Below are 18,627 nucleotides of genomic sequence, written 5' to 3'. Positions count from 1 at the left end.
TGAATCGGGTTGTATTCGAAGCTTATCGGTCCTTTTCCGGGCCGCAACCGCGCGGCTAGCGCACAGTCTCCGTTGCGAGACTTGCCTGTTCGAGCATCGAGGCATCCTCGCCAAAGGCACGGGTGGCACGGGCTGCCGCCTCGAGCAGAGGCCGTTTCATGCGCTCGAGGAAGGCGGCATCGACGCGCGTGCTGGGACCAGCCAGCGTCAGCGCGCCGAGCAGCACACGCCCCGGTCCGAATACCGGTGCCGAGATGCCCGCCGTTTCGGGATCCCGATCGCCGACGGCGAGGCAGTTGCAGGTCCGGCGTATGGTCTCATAGGGTTCGCCCGGCTGGCCGGAAAACGCCGCAAGCACGCGGCCGCCGGAGCCGAGAAGCAAAGGCAATACGTCACCCTCGCGGATCGTGTAGCGGATCGGATGCTTGGATTCGACGCGGTAAAGACAGGTGCGGACGTCGCCCGAGCGGACATAGAAGGCAACGCTCTCCCAGCTGCGCTCGGAAAGGTCGCGCATGATCGGCAGCAGGATGTCGACCGCCACGACCGAACGCTGATAGAGCGTGCCCAGCCGGAAGGTTGCGGGCCCGACACGATAGCGCCCGTCGTCCAGCCGCTCGAGCAGTTGCCCACGCAGCAGCGAATTGGCCAGCCGCAGGATCGTGCTCTTGTAAAGACCGGTGCGCGCCGCGATTTCAGCCAGGCTGAGCGAGCGGTCGGCCGTGGTGAAGGCATCGAGGATGGCGATCGCCCGATCAAGGGCCGCAACACCTTCGGCGGACGCATGCCGGCTTACAGCATCAGTTGATCTGCTTGGTGAGTCCATTGTGGTTCCAACCCCGAGATGCCCGAGGGCCAGTCTGTCGCGCTGCCGGGGCGTTCTGTCTAGCAGAATATCGTTCCCGTTGACAGAACTCGGTAACATCTGCTTGAACTCGATCACGGGTCTGTGAATGCAGGCGCGTTTGGCAGGCACCGGAGGAGGTGTCGTGATCTGGAGGAATCCCATGCTGAACAGACGCAGATTTTTGATGAGCACGGCGGCTGCAGGCGCTGCCGGCCTTGCAGGACTTCATCTCACGCCCGCTTTCGCCGAAGGGGCACCGCAGATCCAGATATTCGTTCCGGCGGCGCCCGGCGGCGGCTGGGACCAGACGGGGCGCACGATGGATCAGGTGATGCGCGCAGAGAAGCTGATCTCCGGCTCGCAGATCACCAATGTCGGCGGCGCCGGCGGCACGGTCGGGCTGCCGCAATTCATCAGCCAGTGGAACGGCAAGGGCAATTCGCTGATGGTGGCCGGCATGGTCATGGTCGGCGCCATCATCGCCAACAAGGCCGCCAACAATCTGACGCAAGTCACGCCGATCGCCCGTCTCACCGGCGAATTCGAGGCCCTGGTGGTGCCGGCGGAGTCGCCCTTCAAGACGGCCGCTGATTTCGTCGCCGCGCTGAAGGCCGATCCGACGAAGGTTCCCGTCGCCGGTGGTTCGGCCGGTGGCTCCGACCACATCCTGTTCGGCCTGATCGCCAAGACGGTAGGCGTTCCGGCGACCAATCTTTCCTATGTGCCGTTCGCCGGCGGCGGCGAGGCCTTGTCGGCGCTGCTCGGCAATCAGGTGGCGGCCGGCATTTCCGGCTTTGGCGAATTCTCCGAACAGGTCAAGGCCGGCGCGCTCAGGCTGCTCGCCATCTCGGCCGACAAGCGCCAGGACGGCATCGACGCGCCGACGCTGAAGGAAGCCGGCATCGATGTCGAACTGTTCAACTGGCGCGGCGTCTTCGCGCCCCCTGGCGTGTCCGACGCCGACAAAGCGGCGATGATCACGCTGGTGGAGACCATGGCCAAGAGCGATGCCTGGGCGACCGAATGTAAGAACCGCAACTGGACGCCCATCCTGCTCACCGGCGACGACTATGCGAAATTCGTTGCCGAGGATTCGGCGCGTATCGAAGCCATCCTCAAGGATCTCGGCCTCGCCTGATTTCCCCAGGGGACGGCGCGAGCCGTCCCTTATTTTCTCAAGTCCGCCGATCGCATCGCAGATGAGATCGGTCATGGACTGACAGCATGAAGGCCGATGACAGCCGTCTTGGCCCGTAATACTGGGGAGGATATTCCATGAGCACCATCAACCAGCCGACGGCGCCCTCGCGCCTTGCCGTGCCGGAATTGTTTGTTGGCATCGGGCTTCTCGCCTGTGCCGGCGCGGTCGCCTGGCAGACGCTGGCGATCCCGGTGTCGCCGCTCTACTCCAAGGTCGGCCCGACCGTCTTTCCCTACCTCACCATGGTCGGCCTGATGGTGCTTGCGCTGCTGCTCATCCTCGCCGCGTTTCGCGGCGGATGGCAGCCGGCGGAGGAAAAGGAAACGCCGACCGATTGGAGGGCGATGGGCTTTGTCGTCATCGGCCTTCTGGCCAACCTGCTGCTCATCCGGCCGCTCGGCTTCACGGCGGCATCGGTGATCATGTTCGTTCTCGTCTGCTACGGCTTCGGCAGCAGGCATACGCTGCGCGACGCGCTCACCGGCCTTGTCCTGGCGCTGGCCGCCTATTTCGGCTTCGCCAGGGCGCTCGGCGTCAACATCGGTGCCGGCTTCATCGAGAACCAGCTGAACACGGTGATCGACGCGATTGCCGGCGCGTTTGGGGCGTGAGACCATGAACACGCTCGAACAACTCGCCCACGGCTTCTCGGTCGCCTTCACCCCGGTCAATCTTCTGTGGTGCCTGCTCGGCACCACGCTCGGCACCGCCATCGGCGTGCTGCCTGGCCTCGGGCCGGCGCTGACCATCGCGCTGCTTCTGCCAATCACCTATCAGGTGGCGCCGGAAGCGTCCTTCATCCTGTTCGCCGGCATCTATTACGGCGCCATGTATGGCGGCTCGACGACGTCGATCCTGCTCAACACGCCAGGTGAAAGCGCCACCATCGTCACCGCGCTGGAGGGCAACAAGATGGCGCGGTCCGGCCGTGGGGGTGCTGCCCTTGCCACCTCGGCTATCGGTTCGTTCGTTGCCGGCACGCTCGGCACGCTGGGTGTCGCCTTCCTGGCGCCGGTGGTGGTCAAGTTCGCGCTGGCCTTCGGGCCGGCCGAATATTTCTCGCTGATGGTGCTGGCCTTCATCACGGTTTCGGCCGTGCTCGGCTCGTCCTCTGTGCGCGGGCTCACCAGCCTGTTTGCCGGCTTCGTTATCGGCATGATCGGCGTCGACCTGCAGACTGGCCAGCCGCGCTTCACCTTCGGCACGACCGAACTGCTCGACGGCGTCGACGTCATCATCGCCGCCGTCGGCCTGTTCGCGGTCGGCGAGACGCTCTACATGGCCTCGCGCCGCTATGCCGGCAAGGACGAGATCGTGCCGCTGAAAGGCTCGCTCTACATGACCGCGGCCGAATGGGGCCGCTCGTGGAAGGCCTGGCTGCGCGGTGCGGCGATCGGCTTCCCGATCGGCGCCATGCCGGCCGGTGGCGCCGAAATCCCGACCTTCCTGTCCTATGCCATCGAGAAGAAGCTGTCGAAGCACAAGGAGGAGTTCGGCACGGTCGGCGCCATCGAGGGCGTTGCCGGTCCGGAGGCCGCCAACAATGCATCGGCCGCCGGCGTGCTGGTGCCGATGCTGACGCTCGGCCTGCCGACATCGGCGACGGCGGCGATCATGCTGTCGGCGTTCCAGAGCTACGGCATCAATCCCGGGCCGCTGCTCCTGACGACGCAGGCCAATTTGGTCTGGGGCCTGATCGCCAGCCTGTTCATCGCCAACGTCATCCTCGTCATCCTCAATTTGCCGCTGATCGGACTGTGGGTGCGGCTGCTGAAGATCCCGGCTCCGCAGCTCTATGCCGGCATCCTGGTGTTCGCGACCGTCGGCACCTACGGCATCTCTCAATCGCCCATCGATCTCGTGATCCTCTATCTCCTGGGGGCGGCGGGCTTCCTGATGCGGCGCTTCGATTTCCCGACCGCGCCTGTGATCATCGGCATGATCCTGGGACCGCTCGCCGAAACCCAGTTCCGCCGGGCGATGACCATCTCGAATGGCGATTGGTCGGTGTTCTACAAGCATCCGCTGTCGCTGACGCTGCTGACGCTCGCCTTCATCGGCCTGGTCGGGCCGCATATCTGGGCCTTCATCGAGCACCGCCGGCGGCGCGGGCCGGAGCATGTGCCGGGCGATGCCTGATCGATTTGAGACGATATGACAGACCTGCTTTCCGGTATCCGCGTCCTTGACCTGACCAATGTTCTGGCCGGGCCCTATTGTGCCTATCAGCTGGCGCTGCTGGGGGCCGACGTGATCAAAGTCGAGGGACCGCAAGGCGGCGACCTGGCGCGTCAGCTCGGCGGTTCGCCAAGGCTCAACCAAGCCGGTATGGGCGCCTCGTTCCTGGCGCAGAACGCCGGCAAACGATCTGTCATGCTCGATCTGAAGACAGAAGCCGATCGCGAGCGTTTCCTCGATCTGGTCGCCAGTGCCGACGCGCTGGTGGAGAATTTCCGCCCCGGCGTGATGGATCGGCTTGGCCTCGGCCATGAGGCGCTGAAGGCTGTCCGCCCCGGTCTCGTCTATTGCGCGATATCGGGTTTCGGCCAGACCGGGCCGATGCGCGACAATCCCGCCTACGACCAGATCATCCAGGGCCTGTCGGGCATCATGAGCATCACCGGCACGCCGGAAACGGCGCCGCTGCGCGTCGGCTATCCGGTCGCCGATACGCTGGGCGGTCTGGTCGGCGCGTTCGCGATCGCATCGGCGTTGGTCAGGCAGAAGACAACGGGCGAGGGCGCCTTCCTCGACGTCTCGATGCTCGAATGCACGCTTTCCGCGCTTGGCTGGCCGGTGTCGAACTATCTGACGGCAGGGGTCGATCCCAGGCCGATGGGCAATGAGAACATGACGGCGGCACCTTCCGGCGCCTTTCGTACCGGCGATGGATTGCTCAACATCGCCGCCAACAAGCAGGAGCAGTTCGTGACGCTTTGCCGGCTGATTGGACGGCCGGAACTGGCGTCCGATCCTCGCTTCGCGGAGCGCGAGACGCGCAAGAAGAACCGTGCTGCGCTGAAAACTGAGATCGAGGACGCCCTGACAGATGCTCCGGCGGCCGCCTGGGAGGAAAGGTTGAACCGGGCAGGCGTGCCGGCGGGCCGGGTGCTGACGATCCCGCAAGTGCTGGCCGAGCCGCAAGTGCTCGAACGCCAGGTGACCGCCAATTTTGACGATGTCGCCAGGATGGACAGGCCGCTGACCGTTCTGCGCGGCGGCTTCATGGTCGATGGCGCGGCGCCGTTGCCGACGAAGCCGCCACCGGCGCTCGGCGAGCATATGGATGAGATTTTCGCCGGCCTGTCGCCGCGCGCCAAGGCAAAGGCACGGGCATGAGCGACGCGGAGAAGAAGTCAGGCCGTGAGCGCGGCGAGGAATGGTGGCAGACCGGCATCATCGAGATGAGCCCCGGCGTCATCCGGCTGCGCGGCTATGAAATCCAGGACCTGATCGGCCGTGTCTCCTTCCCGGCGATGATCTGGCTGATGTTGCGTGGTGAATTGCCCAGCGAAGACCAGGCGGCACTGCTCGGCATCGCGCTGGGCGCGGCGGTCGACCATGGGCCGCAGGCGCCGTCGATCGCCATCGCCCGCATGGCGGCAACCTGTGGTGTCGGCATCAACAGCGCCATGGCCTCGGCCATCAATGTGCTCGGCGACGTGCATGGCGGCGCCGGCGAACAGGCGCTGTCCTTCTACGGGGATATCGCTGTGGCGATCGATGGCGGGACGGCGCTGGGGGAGGCGGTCTCGGTACGGCTCGACCGGTTCTTCGTCGAGGAAAAGGGTTATGTGCCGGGGCTCGGCCACCGCTTTCACCCGGTCGATCCGCGCGCGCCGCGCCTGTTGGAACTGACCCGCGAATTTGCCGCGCGTGGCGCCATCAATGGGCGGTTCGCCGACATCGCCGAGGCGATCGAGGCGGAGGTCGCACGCCGCAAAGGCAAGAGGATACCGCTCAACATCGATGGCGCCACGGCCGTCATCTATGGCGAACTCGGCTTCCCGCCGCCGCTGACGCGCGGGCTCTTCGTGCTGTCACGCTCCGTCGGCATCCTGGCGCACGCCTGGGAGCAGTCGCAGCAGAGCGAGCGCAACAAGGGGCCGCTGCCGCGCGAATGGTTGTGGGCCTATACCGGCATGCCGGTACGCCCTCTTCCCGAAGAGGGCGGTACGAGCGGCTGAGGAATTGTCCTTGTTGTTTTGACGCAATTCCCAAGGGAAAGCGCTATGCGCTTTCCCTTGAAAACCGTTCACACTCTTTCTGGAATTGCTTTAGGCCGCGTCGGTCGGCGTGGGCTGGGGAAGTGTCAGGGTCTTCACCAGCGTCGAAAGATCCGGTTCGTCGATCAATATCGCCGCGTCGGCCGGCGTCAGCCATGCCCGCTGTCGCCGCTTGGCCTCCTGCCAGTTGGCCAGTTCCTCGGTCACTTCAAGCAGGTAGACGATGACGTCGACATGGACAAAGCGGTTGGCCAGCCGCTTCCAGTAGGAATAGGTGCCGGCCGGCTGCTTCAGGGTCTTGCCAAGCACGCCGGCTTCTTCCATCGCTTCGATGGTCGCGGCCTTGCGTCCGTTCTTGCCTTTCATCGGCCATCCCTTGGGGACGATGAAGCGTTTCGTCGTTCTCGACGTGACCAGCATCACCTCGAAACTCCCATCCGCGGTCAACCGAAAGGGGATCGCCGCCACCTGGCGGATTCTTTCCCCTTTCTTGGCCCGGCGTACGGCCTTTTTCTTCGTGGTTGTCATCTGCAATAGTCCAGTCGGTCAGTGCCCCATAGCGTGACGCGGCGCCCTTGCAAACCCAAACTGCCGCAGGGGCACCCTCAAGGTCCCCTACCATGTAAGTCGGCTAAATAAAAGAAGCCCGCCTGTCAGCGGCAGGTGCTCACGGCCGTGTTGCCGATGATCTGCGTCTGGCAGCCCGGCCTGACCCGCGGCACGACCGGCGGTGGCTGCTGGACGATTACGCGGTCCTGGTCGCGGTACTGCTGTTGCTGCTGCTGGAATTGCTGCCGCTGAATGCGGCTCTGCAAGGCCTGCAGATCGTTCTGCTGGATCAGCGCGTTGCTGTTGATCGCGGGATTGGCCACCTGCGCGGAAGCGGGCAGCGCAAAGCCGGCCACAAAAGTCGCGGCCAGCACCGCCGATGCAAATCTCATCGATAGTCGACGCGCCGACGTCGGCATATTCCCGCGAAAAATCCTGTTCATTCCCGCAATATAGGGTGTTTGTCCGGCGATGCCATGGCTGGTCCATCTGTTACCTTGAAATCAATCGCGACCCCGCCGTCCGGCCTGCGGCCACGGATTGCAGGCAACGCCAGCGCTGGAGACCGGAACGGACATCGCATTTAGTGAGATTGCCAGCGTTGCCTCTATGGAAGGCCGGGAGTGGAGTTCTCCAACACAAGAAGCGGGAGATCGAAGGTCGCTTCGCGGCGGCGCAGATTCTGCCCGGCAACCTCGCATTGCACTTGACGGAAGCGATCAATTCGCCGCTCTATCGGATCGGCGCCGGCCTCGGGCTAAATGGCGCCCGCATGTCCGTCAGGTACAATGGCGCCTTCGGGGAAACGGTCAACAGAATGCAGTCAGCCGTCTCTCAAAGTCAGTTTCCAGGCTGGCTCGAGGCGGAGCCGGGCGGGAGAGGTCTTGATGAGGAAATACGCGTATTTGGTTGCGATGCTGGGTGCGGCCTGCATCGCCGGTGTGCCGGCAGTGGCCGCGCAGACCAAAGGCGACAAGGTGGCGGCTCCGCCCGCCGCAGCCGATGCGCCACAACTGCCGGGCGGGGCATCGGCCTTGTCCGAAACCCATGGCGACTGGACGGTCAATTGCCAGATATCGGGTACGAACAAGGGCTGCAGCCTGTCGCACCAACAGTTCAACAAGCAAAGCAACCAACGGCTGCTGGCGATCGAACTGTCGAGCAAGACCGGCGATGACGCGACAGGCACTCTTGCCCTGCCGTTTGGGCTGGCGCTCGCCAAGGGCGTCACCCTGACCATCGATGACCAGAAGCTGGACGGCAGCCTGGCATTCAACACTTGCCAGGCCGTCGGCTGCCTGGTGCCGGTGGCGTTTGACGCCAATGTCACGCCGCTGCTCAAGAACGGCACGACGCTGAAGATCGACGCCTTCGCGGCGGATACGGGACAAGCGGTGAGCTTTTCCATTCCGCTCAACGGTTTCGGCGGCGCGCTCGCCCGCACGGCGGAGCTCTTGTCAAACTGACGGCTCAGACCGGAATCGGATGCGCGGCATCCAACTGGCGCCGCATGTAGTCTTTGCTGTTCGCAATTCCCTAGGGAAAGCGCTGCGCGCTTTCCCGGAATTGCTTCAATACACGTCAAACGACTGTTGTTTTCAGCCGCTCGGCAATGAGGGTGGCGAGCCGCGCCGCCACCTCGTCCTTGGTCATTTCGGGCCATTCCTCGACGCCGGCCTTCGACACGATCCGCACCCGGTTGCGATCGCCACCCATGACGCCTGAAGGGCCGATGCCGCTTTCGTGCGACACATCGTTGGCGACGATCAAATCGGCGCCTTTCTTCGCGAGCTTTGCCTCTGCGTTGCGCAAAAGATCCTGCGTCTCGGCGGCGAAGCCGACGACCAAACCGGGTCGCTGGCTGTGGTGGCCGACGCCGGCAAGGATGTCGGGGTTCTCGACCATGCGCAGCACCGGCGGTCCTTCGCCCGCCACCTTCTTGATCTTTTCGCCGGCCGAATTCTCGCTGCGCCAGTCGGCGACGGCGGCCACGAACACCGCGGCATCGGCGGGCAAAAGCTGTTCGACCGCATCGCGCATCTCTTGCGCGCGTTCGACATGAATGGTTTTCACGCCGGCCGGATCGGCAATGCTCACGGGACCGGAGACAAGGCGCACATCGGCGCCAAGCCTTGCCAATGCGGCGGCGATGGCGTGGCCCTGCTTGCCGGAGGAACGGTTGGCGATATAGCGCACCGGGTCGATCGGCTCATGCGTCGGGCCTGAGGTGACGATAATCTTGCGACCTGCCAGAGGCCTGGGGCCGGCATCGAGCCGCGCTTCGACCGCGGCGACGATCTCCAGCGGCTCGGCCATACGGCCTTCACCGGCTTCATTGCTTTCGGCCATTTCGCCTCTGGCCGGGCCGACGAAAGCGATGCCGTCCTTGCCCAAGGTCGCACGGTTGCGGCGGGTCGCGGCATGCGACCACATTTTCGGGTTCATCGCCGGCGCCATCAGCACCGGCTTGTCGGTGGCCAGCAGCACGGTGGAGGCCAGATCATTGGCATGGCCGTTGGCGAGCTTGGCCATCAGATCGGCGGTGGCGGGCGCCACGACCAGAAGATCAGCCTCGCGCGACAGCCTGATATGGCCGACATCATGCTCGTCATTGCGATCGAACAGTTCGGTGAAGACGTGATCGGCTGACAGCGCGCCAACCGACAGGGTGGTGACGAATTCCTGTGCAGCCGTTGTCATCACCACCCGAACCGCCGCTCCGCGCTCACGCAACCGGCGGATCAGGTCCAGCGCCTTGTAGGCGGCGATGCCACCGCCAATGATGAGCAGGATGCGCTTGCCGGAAAGCGTCCCCCGCGGAAGGATCTTGCCCGCAGGGGCCGCAACCGAGGTTGCCGCATTGTGCGTGCTGGTCAGTTCGCGCAAGGTCTTTTCGATCTGGTCGATGCGGGCAGGCCCGATCTGGCCGTCGACTGCGGCCCGGATCATCACGCGCGCCTGTTCTTCCATGGAACGGTTGTTTTCCGCCGCTAACCGGCGCAGCAACTCCTTGACCTCATCGTCAAGGTTGCGGATCGTGATGCTTGCCATGTGATTGCACTGTGCTCATGCCGACCGATAGCAATGATAGCAATGCAATCATCTCGCCGCAAGTTGTCAGCTCGAGCTTCGATTTCCAGGCCTAGAGAATCTTCCAGGCGATGTAGACCAGCGTCAATGCGATCACCCACAGCGCGACGCGGCCGGAGCGGCTGTAGCGCGCCTCGGCCTTGCCGATGGCACGCGCCGTGGTCTCGTCGAAACGCAGGCCGTGCTCGGCCATCAGGTCGATCTCGCGCGACAGCCGGTCGGTGCGCGCGGCAAGCTCCGGCGCCTGGCGGGCCAGTGTCAGCAGCGCCTTGGCGCCGTCGCGCGCATCGATCATCATGCTGCGCGGGCCAAGGTTTCCGGCGATCCAGCCGCCGACCACCGGCTCGGCGGTTTTCCACATGTTGAAGGCCGGATCGAGCGTGCGCGCCACGCCTTCGACCACCACCATGGTCTTCTGCAGCAGGATCAGCTCCGGCCGTGTCGCCATGTCGAAGAGTTCGGTCACCTCGAACAGCAGCGTCAGGAGCTTGGCCATGGAAATGGTCTCGGCCGGCTGGCCGTGGATCGGTTCGCCAATGGCGCGGATCGCTTGCGCGAAGGCCGCGACATTGTGCTGGCGCGGCACGTAGCCGGCCTCGAAATGCACTTCGGCGACGCGCAGATAGTCGCGCGTGATGAAGCCGTAGAGGATTTCGGCGAGGAAGCGGCGCTCCTTCTTGCCGAGACGTCCGGCTATGCCGAGATCGACGGCGACGATGGTGCCGTTGGCCTCGACGAACAGGTTTCCCGGATGCATGTCGGCGTGGAAAAAGCCGTCGCGCAGCGTGTGGCGCAGGAACGACTGGATGAGATTGGCGGCGATCGCCTTCAGATCGTGGCCGGCCTCCTCCAGGCCTGCGATGTTGTTCATCTTGACGCCGTCGACCCATTCCATGGTCAGCACGTCACGGCCGGTGCGTTCCCAGTCGACGGATGGCACGCGAAAGCCCGGATCGTCCTTGGTGTTCTCCCCAAGTTCGGAGAGTGCCGCCGCCTCGAGGCGCAAATCCATCTCGATCTTGGTGGTCTGCGCCAGCGTCTCGGTCACCTCGACAGGCCGCAGCCGGCGCGAGGAGGGGATATATTTCTCCTGCAGGTGGGCGGCGAGGAAATAGCTCTCGAGATCCTGGAAGAAGCGGCGGCGCACGCCGGGCCGGATGACCTTCACGGCAACCTTGGTGGCAGTGCCGTCGTGAATGGCTTCGGCGGCATGGACCTGGGCGATCGAAGCGGCGGCGACGGGGTCGCCGAACTCGGCGTAAAGATCGCCCACCTTGCGCCCGAGCGAGGCTTCGATGGCCGCGACCGCCTCGGCCTTCGGGAAGGTATGCATCTTGTCCTGCAACATTGCGAGATCGAGCGCCATGTCGTTGCCGACGACATCGGGCCGCGTTGCCAGGAACTGGCCGAGCTTGACATAGGACGGGCCGAGCCGGACCACCGCCTTGGCCAGCCGGTCGCTGCGCTCATAGGCGAGCGCGCGGCGGCGGGTGAACAGCCGCGCCAGCCGCCAGCCGAATTTCGGCAGGCCGGAGAGTTCCTCGCCCGGCAGGGCGGCGATAACGCCCTCGCGCACCAGCACCCAGCCGGCCCGCGCGAGCCTGAAACCGGCGCCGACGCTGCTCATGGCCGCACCCGGGCCGGTCCTTGAGACCGGCATGAGCCATATCGGGGATGAGAAATGCGGGCCAGCCTCAAAGCTTCCAGCCCGAATGAAGCGCGGCAATACCGCCGGAATAATTGCGGAAGGAAACGCGGTCGAAACCGGCGCGGGAAATCATTGCCGCAAAATTCTGCTGGTTGGGGAATTTCGCGATCGATTCAACCAGATAGGAATAGGGCTCGCCGTCGCCGGTGACCATCTTGCCGATCTTGGGGATGGCGTTGAACGACCAGGCTTCATAGGCCTTGTCGAGCAGCGGCATCTCGACCTCGGAAAATTCCAGGCACAGGAACCGGCCGCCGGGCTTCAGCACGCGGAACGCTTCTGCGAGCGCGACATCGATGCGCGGCACGTTGCGGATGCCGAATGCGATGGTGTAGGCGTCGAAGGTGGCGTCAGTGAAGGGCAGTTCCTCGGCATTGGCCTCGACGAAATCGGTGTTGCCGGACAGGCCCTTCTTTTCGGCGCGGTCGCGGCCGACACCGAGCATCGAGCCGTTGATGTCGAGCACGGTGGCGTGGGCGTTGCCATGGCTGGCATCGACGATCCGGAAGGCGATGTCGCCAGTGCCGCCGGCCACGTCCAGGACCTTCCAGCCCTGCCGCTTCGGCGGATTGAGCCAGGTGACCATGGCATCCTTCCACAGCCGGTGCAGGCCGGCCGACATCAGGTCGTTCATCAGGTCGTAGCGATTGGCGACCTTGTGGAAAACATCGTTGACCAGGGACTGCTTCTCGCCTTCCCCTACACGCTTGAAACCATAGGAGGTTTCCATGCCGCCCGCGGCCGTGGTTCTCTCAACTGACATTTTTTTGATCCGTCATAAAACCGGCGGGACCATAGCCGATCGATGCTGTGGGCGCTATTGTTTAAGGCGCGGTGTTCAGCCGCGCTTCCAGGTGGTGGGTTTTCAAGACCTGGACTGACCGACGGGATGTTTGAATGCCTTTGAAAGCGGAACTGCACTGCCACATTGAAGGGGCAGCGGCGCCTGAGCTCGTCATCCGCCAGGCGCAGAAATACGGCAAGGATACCGCGCCCTATATCCAGAACGGTTCCTTCGTCTGGCACGATTTTACGTCGTTTCTCGCGGCTTACGACTTTTCCGCCGATCTGTTCCGCACCGAAGAGGATTACGCCCGGCTGGCCGACCACTATCTGACCAGCCTTGCGCGCGATGGCGCCATCTATTCTGAAGTCTTCACCTCGCCGGACCATGCGACGAAAGCCGGGCTCTCGCCCAAGGCCTATACCGACGCGCTGGGCGAAGGCATGCTGCGCGCCAAGGCCAAGACCGGCATAGAGGGCCGCATGATCGTCACCGGCGTGCGCCATGTCGGCGTGGAATCGATCGAACGGGCGGCACGCTTCGCGGCGCGCTGCGGGAATCCGCTGGTCACCGGCTTCGGCGTTGCCGGCGACGAGCGCATGGGCGAGATGGAGGACTATGTCCGGGCTTTCGAGATCGCCCGCGAGGCCGGGCTCGGCATCACCATCCATGCCGGTGAACTGACGGGCTGGGAGACGGTCCAGGCGGCGCTTGACCATATCCGCCCCTCGCGCATCGGCCACGGCGTGCGCGCCATCGAGAACCCGGACCTTGTCCGCCGCATCGCCGACGAAGGCATCGTTCTGGAGTGCTGCCCCGGCTCCAACATCGCGCTCAAAGTGTTCGACAGTTTTGCCGACCATCCGTTTCCCGCCTTGCAGGCCGCCGGCTGCAAGGTGACGCTCAACTCCGACGATCCGCCCTATTTCTGGACCTCGCTGAAGCGCGAGTATGATCTCGCGGCGGAGCATTTTGCGATGAACGAAAAGGCGCTTGCCGCCGTCACCAAAACCGCCATCGAAGCCGCCTTTGTCGACAGGAAGACCAAGGCGGCACTTCTTGCCCGGCTGAACGGAGCGGCGCGCTGATTTTCTTCCGACAAAGCTGTGGTCGATGGCGGCCAAGCGGTTCCTTGGCCGGTCCATAGTCGCTAGGGTCGTTCCAGCTGCCTGAAGCGCGTCCGCGCGCCAGGTGACACGCATCAGGAGAACATCATGAAGGGCGTCACCGTCGTCGACCACCCGCTTGTCCAGCACAAGCTGACCATCATGCGCAAGAAGGAGACGTCCACGGCCGGTTTCAGGCGGCTGTTGCGCGAGATATCGCTGCTGCTCGGCTACGAGGTCACGCGCAATCTCGAGCTGACCACGACGACCATCGAAACGCCGATCGAGACCATGGAAGCGCCGACGCTGGAGGGCAAGAAGCTGGTGTTCGCTTCGGTGCTTCGCGCCGGCAACGGTCTGCTGGAAGGCTTGCTCGACCTGGTGCCGGCGGCGCGCGTCGCCCATATCGGCCTCTATCGCGACCACGAGACGCTGGAAGCGGTCGAATATTTCTTCAAGGCGCCGAGCGATCTCGCCGACCGGCTGGTGATCGTCGTCGACCCGATGCTGGCGACGGCCAATTCGGCGATCGCGGCGATCGACAAGCTGAAAGGGCGCGGCGCCACAAATATCCGCTTCCTCTGCCTTTTGGCGGCGCCCGAGGGCATCGAGCGCTTCACCAAGGCGCATCCGGACGTTCCAGTCTTCACCGCGTCCATCGACCGCCAACTCAACGAGAAGGGCTACATCATGCCCGGCCTGGGCGACGCCGGCGACCGCATGTACGGGACGAAGTAGTATCAGGCAAAGTTGCCTGGTACGATTTACCAAGCGTTTACGCAAAGACATGGTTTCGGCGCCCGTTAAAGCGGCGAACACCATCCGGCGATAATGAATCGGCTCTCACAAAGGCCGATCCATGCTGCGCAAGCTTCTCATCCTCAGCGTCTTTGCCGGGACATCGGCATCGATCCCGGTCATCTATCAGTCGAATCCGCAGATATTCGAAAACCTCCTGAAATCGACGGTGGCGGCCAGGCCCGAGGTCGAGGCACAACCGCAGGTCAGCCTGGCCTCGGTTCCCGACAGACCGGCGCCACTGCTGCCGACCGGCCGCAAGGTCGCCGTCACAGCGGACGGGCGCGGACATTTCTCGACCACCTTCAAACTCAACGGCCGTCAGGTCGACGGGATGATCGACACCGGCGCGACGCTGGTCGCGGTCAATACGTCGACGGCGCGCAGGATCGGGCTGTCGCTCAATCCGTCCGATTTCAGCCATGAGGTCAACACCGCCAACGGCTCGATCAAGGCGGCCGTGGTGATGATCGACCGGCTGCAGATCGGCAGCATCAGCGTCGAAGATGTGCAGGCCATCGTGCTCGACGACAGGGCGCTCAGCACCAACCTGATCGGCATGAGCTTCCTCAACCGGCTCGGCAAATATCAGGCCGAAAACGGTACGTTGCTGCTTGTCCAGTAGTCAACCGCGCGGCAGGATCCGCCGCATGACGGTTTTGTCCGCCGGTGGTTTCGAGGCGCCGATCGCATAAGCCGAAAGCACAGTCGCGGCCGCCGCCTCGGCATCGGCGGGCAAGCGGGCGTGGATCAGTGCCAGTGCGTCTCCGGCACGGACTTCAGCGCCTATGGGCATCAGCCTGGTGATACCGACGCTGGGATCGATCTTGTCGTCGGGCCTCGTGCGCCCGCCGCCCAGGCCAACCACCGCAAGGCCGATGTCGCGCGTGGCGATGCCGGAGACGAAGCCGTCCGTCGTCGCCCTCACCACCAATTCCGTTGGCGCCACGGCCAGATATTTCTCCGGCTTCTCGATGAAATCCGCCGGGCCGCCGAGCACCGCCACCATGCGCGCGAAGGTGGCGGCGGCGCGGCCGCTGATGAGCGTCTCTGTGGCGCGCCGCAAGCCGTCCTGGTTGGACGACACCAGTCCCGCCGACTGCAGCATTTCGGCGGCCAGCGCCAGCGTCACATCTTCCAGCCGCCGGTCGCGCAGGCGGCCGGTGAGGAAATCGACGGCGTTGCGCACCTCGACGGCATTGCCGGCGGCCGAGGCCAGCGGCTCGTTCATGCCGGTGATCAGTGCCGAGACCTTCAGTCCGGCGCCGCTGGCGACCTCGACCAGGCTGTTGGCGAGCGCGGTTGCGTCGCGCGACTTCTCCATGAAGGCGCCATTGCCGACCTTGACGTCGAGCACCAGCGAGCCCAGGCCGGCGGCCAGCTTCTTCGACAGGATCGAGGCGGTGATCAGCGGCACCGATTCCACGGTGCCGGTGACGTCACGGATGGCATAGAGCCGGCGGTCGGCCGGCGCCAGATCGGCGGTCTGGCCGATGATGGCGCAGCCGGTTTCCAGCACCGCCTGACGAAACAACGCGATATCGGGCTGGCTGATGTAGCCGGGGATCGCATCCATCTTGTCCAGCGTGCCGCCGGTATGACCGAGGCCACGGCCCGAAATCATCGGCACATAGGCGCCGCAGGCGGCGACGATCGGCGCCAGCATCAGCGAGACATTGTCGCCGACGCCGCCGGTCGAATGCTTGTCGGTGACCGGGCCGGGCAGGTCCGACCAGTCGAGCACGTCGCCAGAATCGCGCATGGCCAGCGTCAAGGCCACGGCCTCGTCGCGGTTCATGCCGTTGAAGAACACCGCCATGGCGAAAGCCGCGGCCTGGCCATCGGTGACGGCGCCCGAGGTAACGCCGCCGATGAAGGCAGCGATTTCGCTGGCCGAGAGCCTGTGGCCGTCTCGCTTGTGGCGGATGATTTCCTGCGGAAGCATCAGCTCTCCAGCAGTCCGTCGCGGAACACTCTGTGCAGGACCGTTGCCAGCCGCGACCCGCCGACTGGCGCCATGTCCTTGGTCTCCTGATGCGAAAGCTCGGCCCCGGTCATGCCGGCCGCCAGATTGGTGATGACCGAGCAGGCGGCGACGCGCAGGCCGAGGAAACGGGCGAGAATGACTTCCGGCACGGTCGACATGCCGACGGCGTTAGCGCCCATGATGCGCGCCATGCGGATTTCGGCCGGCGTTTCGAAACACGGGCCGGAAAACCACATATAGACGCCCTTGTGCAGCGCGGTGCCGGTCGCCTTGGCGGCGCGTTCGATCGCCTTGCGGATGCCGGCATCGTAGGCTTCGGTCAGGCCGACGAAGCGGCGGTCGCTGGGCTCGCCGATCAGCGGATTGCTGCCGGAGAAATTGATATGGTCGGTGAGCATCATCACCGAGCCCGGCGGCATGTCCGGGTCGACCGAACCGGCGGCGTTGGTGAGGATCAGTTTGGTGATGCCGATGCCGGCGAGCACTTCAAGCACCGGGCGCATCGCCGCCGCGTTGCCATGCTCGTAGTAATGGGCGCGGCCGGACAGCATCAGCACCGGCTTTCCGGCAAACAGGCCCGCCACCACTTCGCCGGCATGGCCGCTGACGCCGCTCCGGGGGAAACCGGGCAGGTCGGCATAGGGGACGCGGATCGGGTGCTCGATCCGGTCGACAAGGACGCCGAGGCCAGATCCCAGCACCAGCGCCGTCGACGGCGCCAGGCCGTCCAGCCTTTCGATCAGATGGTCCACGGCCTTTTCGGTCATTGCAGCCCGCTCTTCATTTGAGCCAATTCCTCATTTCAGGATGTCGCCGCGGAAACCATAGGGCAGCATGTCGCCCATGGTCACGGTCTCGGCCACGCCCGTATTGTCGCAGAGGTAGAGTTTTGTGTCCGGCTGGCAGAATTCGGCCAGCCGCTGGCGGCAGCCGCCGCAAGGCGAGCATTTGGCCATGCGTTCGGCAAGGACAGCGATTTCGACGATCTTGCCACCGCCGCCCATGATGTAGTGGCCAAGCGCGGTGGTCTCGGCGCACCAGCCCTCGGGATAGGAAGCGACTTCGATGTTGGCGCCGGTGAAGACGCGTCCGTCCTCGGTGCGCAAGGCGGCGCCCACCGGAAATTTCGAGTAGGGCGCATAGGCCTTGGCCATGGCGGTCCTGGCCGCTTCGAACAGATCATGCGACATTTCAGTTGTTCTCTCCGATGATCGTGTCCAAAACCCGGCGCGAGGCACACGCCGGGCCGTCAAACCTTAAAGCGCGTCGCGTCGAAACGGATTCAGGCGACGCGCTTTAACTCTTTGTTTTATTCATGTCGTTCTCCCAAAACCGAGGTCACTTTTGGGCGACATGCATCAGCGTTCCTTGACGTAGGGCACGCCGCCGGCGCGCGGCGGGATGGCCTTGCCGATGAAGCCGGCGAGCAGGATGACGGTGAGGATATAGGGAAGCGCCTGCATGAACTGCACCGGCACCTTGCCGATGATCGGCAGCGGCGAGCCCTGCAGGCGGATCGCCGCCGCGTCGAGGAAGCCGAACAGCAGGCAGGCGAACATGGCGTTGACCGGCTTCCATTTGGCGAAGATCAGTGCCGCCAGCGCGATATAGCCCTTGCCGGCGGTCATGTCCTTCACGAAGCCGCCATTCTGCACCATCGACAGATAGGCGCCGGCGACGCCGGTGAGAATGCCGGTGCAGATCAGGGCCCGGTAGCGCAGCCAGGCGACCGAAATGCCGGCGGTGTCGACAGCGGCCGGGTTCTCGCCGACGGCGCGCAATCTGAGGCCAAAGCGGGTGCGGAACAGCACCCACCACGTGAACGGCACCATCAGGAAGGCGAGGTAGACCAGCAGCGAATGGCCCGATATCAGTTCCGCATAGATCGGCCCGATGATCGGCACGTCCCTGACCGCCTCGGCGCCGGGCCAGACAATCGCGTCAAACCGCTCGCCCGGCTGCAGCGCCGGCGTGCGCCCGCCCTGCTGGAACCAGGCCTGACCGAGGATGATGGTCGATCCGGCGGCGATGAAATTGATCGCCACGCCGGAAACGATCTGGTTGCCGCGGTGGGTGATCGAGGCAAAGCCGTGCACCATGGCGAAGGCGACCGAAATCAGGATTGCCATGCCGAGGCCGATAAAGGCCGAATGGAACACGGAAGCAGCGGCGGCGCCGGCGAAGGCGCCGACCAGCATCTTGCCTTCCAGCCCGATGTCGAAGATGCCGGAACGCTCGGAAAAGAGGCCGGCGAGGCAGGCGAGCAACAATGGCACCGACAGGCGGATGGTCGAGTCCAGTATCTGCACGATGGCGATAAAGACATCCATC

General features: G+C 64.5%; 19 protein-coding genes. 9 read left to right on the top strand and 10 right to left on the bottom strand.

From position 1 onward, the window contains the following. Positions 1–55: 55 nt before the first annotated feature. Positions 56–826 carry an IclR family transcriptional regulator gene (locus ACLGL5_RS35075; protein WP_069093131.1) on the bottom strand — a complete coding sequence of 257 codons (771 nt, stop codon included), beginning with the start codon at positions 824–826 and terminating at the stop codon, positions 56–58. A 181-nt stretch (positions 827–1,007) separates the two neighbouring features. On the opposite strand from ACLGL5_RS35075, the gene ACLGL5_RS35070 reads away from it, so the two are divergent. From ACLGL5_RS35070 to ACLGL5_RS35050, 5 genes are all read left to right on the top strand, one after another. Further along, on the top strand, positions 1,008–1,985 hold the full coding sequence (locus tag ACLGL5_RS35070; protein ID WP_069093130.1) for a Bug family tripartite tricarboxylate transporter substrate binding protein: 978 nt from the start codon (positions 1,008–1,010) through the stop codon (positions 1,983–1,985). A 137-nt stretch (positions 1,986–2,122) separates the two neighbouring features. After that, a complete protein-coding gene (locus ACLGL5_RS35065) occupies positions 2,123–2,659 on the top strand; it encodes a tripartite tricarboxylate transporter TctB family protein (protein WP_069093129.1) in 537 nt (178 codons plus the stop codon). A 4-nt stretch (positions 2,660–2,663) separates the two neighbouring features. Continuing rightward, positions 2,664–4,187: a tripartite tricarboxylate transporter permease gene (locus ACLGL5_RS35060; RefSeq protein WP_019861173.1), complete on the top strand. Its 1,524-nt coding sequence runs from the start codon at positions 2,664–2,666 to the stop codon at positions 4,185–4,187. Positions 4,188–4,202: 15 nt separating this feature from the next. Next, positions 4,203–5,387: a CaiB/BaiF CoA transferase family protein gene (locus ACLGL5_RS35055; protein WP_069093128.1), complete on the top strand. Its 1,185-nt coding sequence runs from the start codon at positions 4,203–4,205 to the stop codon at positions 5,385–5,387. Further along, a complete protein-coding gene (locus tag ACLGL5_RS35050) occupies positions 5,384–6,235 on the top strand; it encodes a citryl-CoA lyase (protein ID WP_069093127.1) in 852 nt (283 codons plus the stop codon). The genes ACLGL5_RS35055 and ACLGL5_RS35050 overlap by 4 nt, the downstream gene beginning before the upstream one ends. 90 nt (positions 6,236–6,325) lie before the next feature. Here ACLGL5_RS35050 and ACLGL5_RS35045 read toward each other — a convergent pair whose 3' ends face one another. Beyond that, a complete protein-coding gene (locus tag ACLGL5_RS35045) occupies positions 6,326–6,802 on the bottom strand; it encodes an NUDIX hydrolase (protein ID WP_069093126.1) in 477 nt (158 codons plus the stop codon). A gap of 125 nt (positions 6,803–6,927) precedes the next feature. After that, positions 6,928–7,266, bottom strand: coding sequence for a hypothetical protein (locus ACLGL5_RS35040; protein ID WP_069093125.1), 339 nt, complete (start codon positions 7,264–7,266; stop codon positions 6,928–6,930). Between the two features lie 444 nt (positions 7,267–7,710). On the opposite strand from ACLGL5_RS35040, the gene ACLGL5_RS35035 reads away from it, so the two are divergent. Then, complete coding sequence (locus tag ACLGL5_RS35035) at positions 7,711–8,289, top strand: invasion associated locus B family protein (protein ID WP_069093124.1); 579 nt, start codon at positions 7,711–7,713, stop codon at positions 8,287–8,289. Positions 8,290–8,404: 115 nt separating this feature from the next. Here the strand turns inward: ACLGL5_RS35035 and coaBC are convergent, their stop codons facing one another. The 3 genes from coaBC to ubiE form a co-directional block, all read right to left on the bottom strand. Further along, positions 8,405–9,874, bottom strand: coding sequence for a bifunctional phosphopantothenoylcysteine decarboxylase/phosphopantothenate--cysteine ligase CoaBC (gene coaBC, locus ACLGL5_RS35030; RefSeq protein WP_069093123.1), 1,470 nt, complete (start codon positions 9,872–9,874; stop codon positions 8,405–8,407). 91 nt (positions 9,875–9,965) lie between these two features. Continuing rightward, the gene (ubiB, locus tag ACLGL5_RS35025; protein WP_069093532.1) at positions 9,966–11,540 is read right to left on the bottom strand and encodes a 2-polyprenylphenol 6-hydroxylase; all 1,575 of its coding nucleotides are present in this window, start codon (positions 11,538–11,540) and stop codon (positions 9,966–9,968) included. 67 nt (positions 11,541–11,607) lie between these two features. Next, a complete protein-coding gene (ubiE, locus tag ACLGL5_RS35020; protein WP_019861163.1) occupies positions 11,608–12,384 on the bottom strand; it encodes a bifunctional demethylmenaquinone methyltransferase/2-methoxy-6-polyprenyl-1,4-benzoquinol methylase UbiE in 777 nt (258 codons plus the stop codon). A 134-nt stretch (positions 12,385–12,518) separates the two neighbouring features. On the opposite strand from ubiE, the gene ACLGL5_RS35015 reads away from it, so the two are divergent. The 3 genes from ACLGL5_RS35015 to ACLGL5_RS35005 all read left to right on the top strand — a co-directional run bounded on the left by ACLGL5_RS35015 (position 12,519) and on the right by ACLGL5_RS35005 (position 14,934). After that, positions 12,519–13,493: an adenosine deaminase gene (locus ACLGL5_RS35015; protein WP_019861162.1), complete on the top strand. Its 975-nt coding sequence runs from the start codon at positions 12,519–12,521 to the stop codon at positions 13,491–13,493. A 126-nt stretch (positions 13,494–13,619) separates the two neighbouring features. Then, on the top strand, positions 13,620–14,249 hold the full coding sequence (upp, locus tag ACLGL5_RS35010) for a uracil phosphoribosyltransferase (protein ID WP_010911460.1): 630 nt from the start codon (positions 13,620–13,622) through the stop codon (positions 14,247–14,249). Between the two features lie 121 nt (positions 14,250–14,370). Continuing rightward, a complete protein-coding gene (locus ACLGL5_RS35005) occupies positions 14,371–14,934 on the top strand; it encodes a TIGR02281 family clan AA aspartic protease (RefSeq protein ID WP_069093122.1) in 564 nt (187 codons plus the stop codon). On the opposite strand, the gene deoA is transcribed toward ACLGL5_RS35005, so the two are convergent. The 4 genes from deoA to ACLGL5_RS34985 all read right to left on the bottom strand — a co-directional run bounded on the left by deoA (position 14,935) and on the right by ACLGL5_RS34985 (position 18,626). Then, positions 14,935–16,254, bottom strand: coding sequence for a thymidine phosphorylase (deoA, locus tag ACLGL5_RS35000; protein WP_069093121.1), 1,320 nt, complete (start codon positions 16,252–16,254; stop codon positions 14,935–14,937). It lies immediately after the preceding gene. Next, a complete protein-coding gene (locus ACLGL5_RS34995) occupies positions 16,254–17,063 on the bottom strand; it encodes a purine-nucleoside phosphorylase (RefSeq protein WP_069093120.1) in 810 nt (269 codons plus the stop codon). The genes deoA and ACLGL5_RS34995 overlap by 1 nt, the downstream gene beginning before the upstream one ends. A 30-nt stretch (positions 17,064–17,093) precedes the next feature. Beyond that, positions 17,094–17,486 carry a cytidine deaminase gene (gene cdd, locus ACLGL5_RS34990; protein ID WP_010911456.1) on the bottom strand — a complete coding sequence of 131 codons (393 nt, stop codon included), beginning with the start codon at positions 17,484–17,486 and terminating at the stop codon, positions 17,094–17,096. A 168-nt stretch (positions 17,487–17,654) separates the two neighbouring features. Further along, entirely contained in the window at positions 17,655–18,626 is a 972-nt protein-coding gene (locus ACLGL5_RS34985) for an ABC transporter permease (protein WP_010911455.1), read from the bottom strand. Position 18,627 lies beyond the last annotated feature (1 nt).

The sequence above is a fragment of the Mesorhizobium sp. U510 genome (assembly GCF_059180695.1).
The sequence above is the reverse complement of the archived record's forward strand: the minus strand, read 5'-3'. Positions and strand labels throughout refer to the sequence as shown.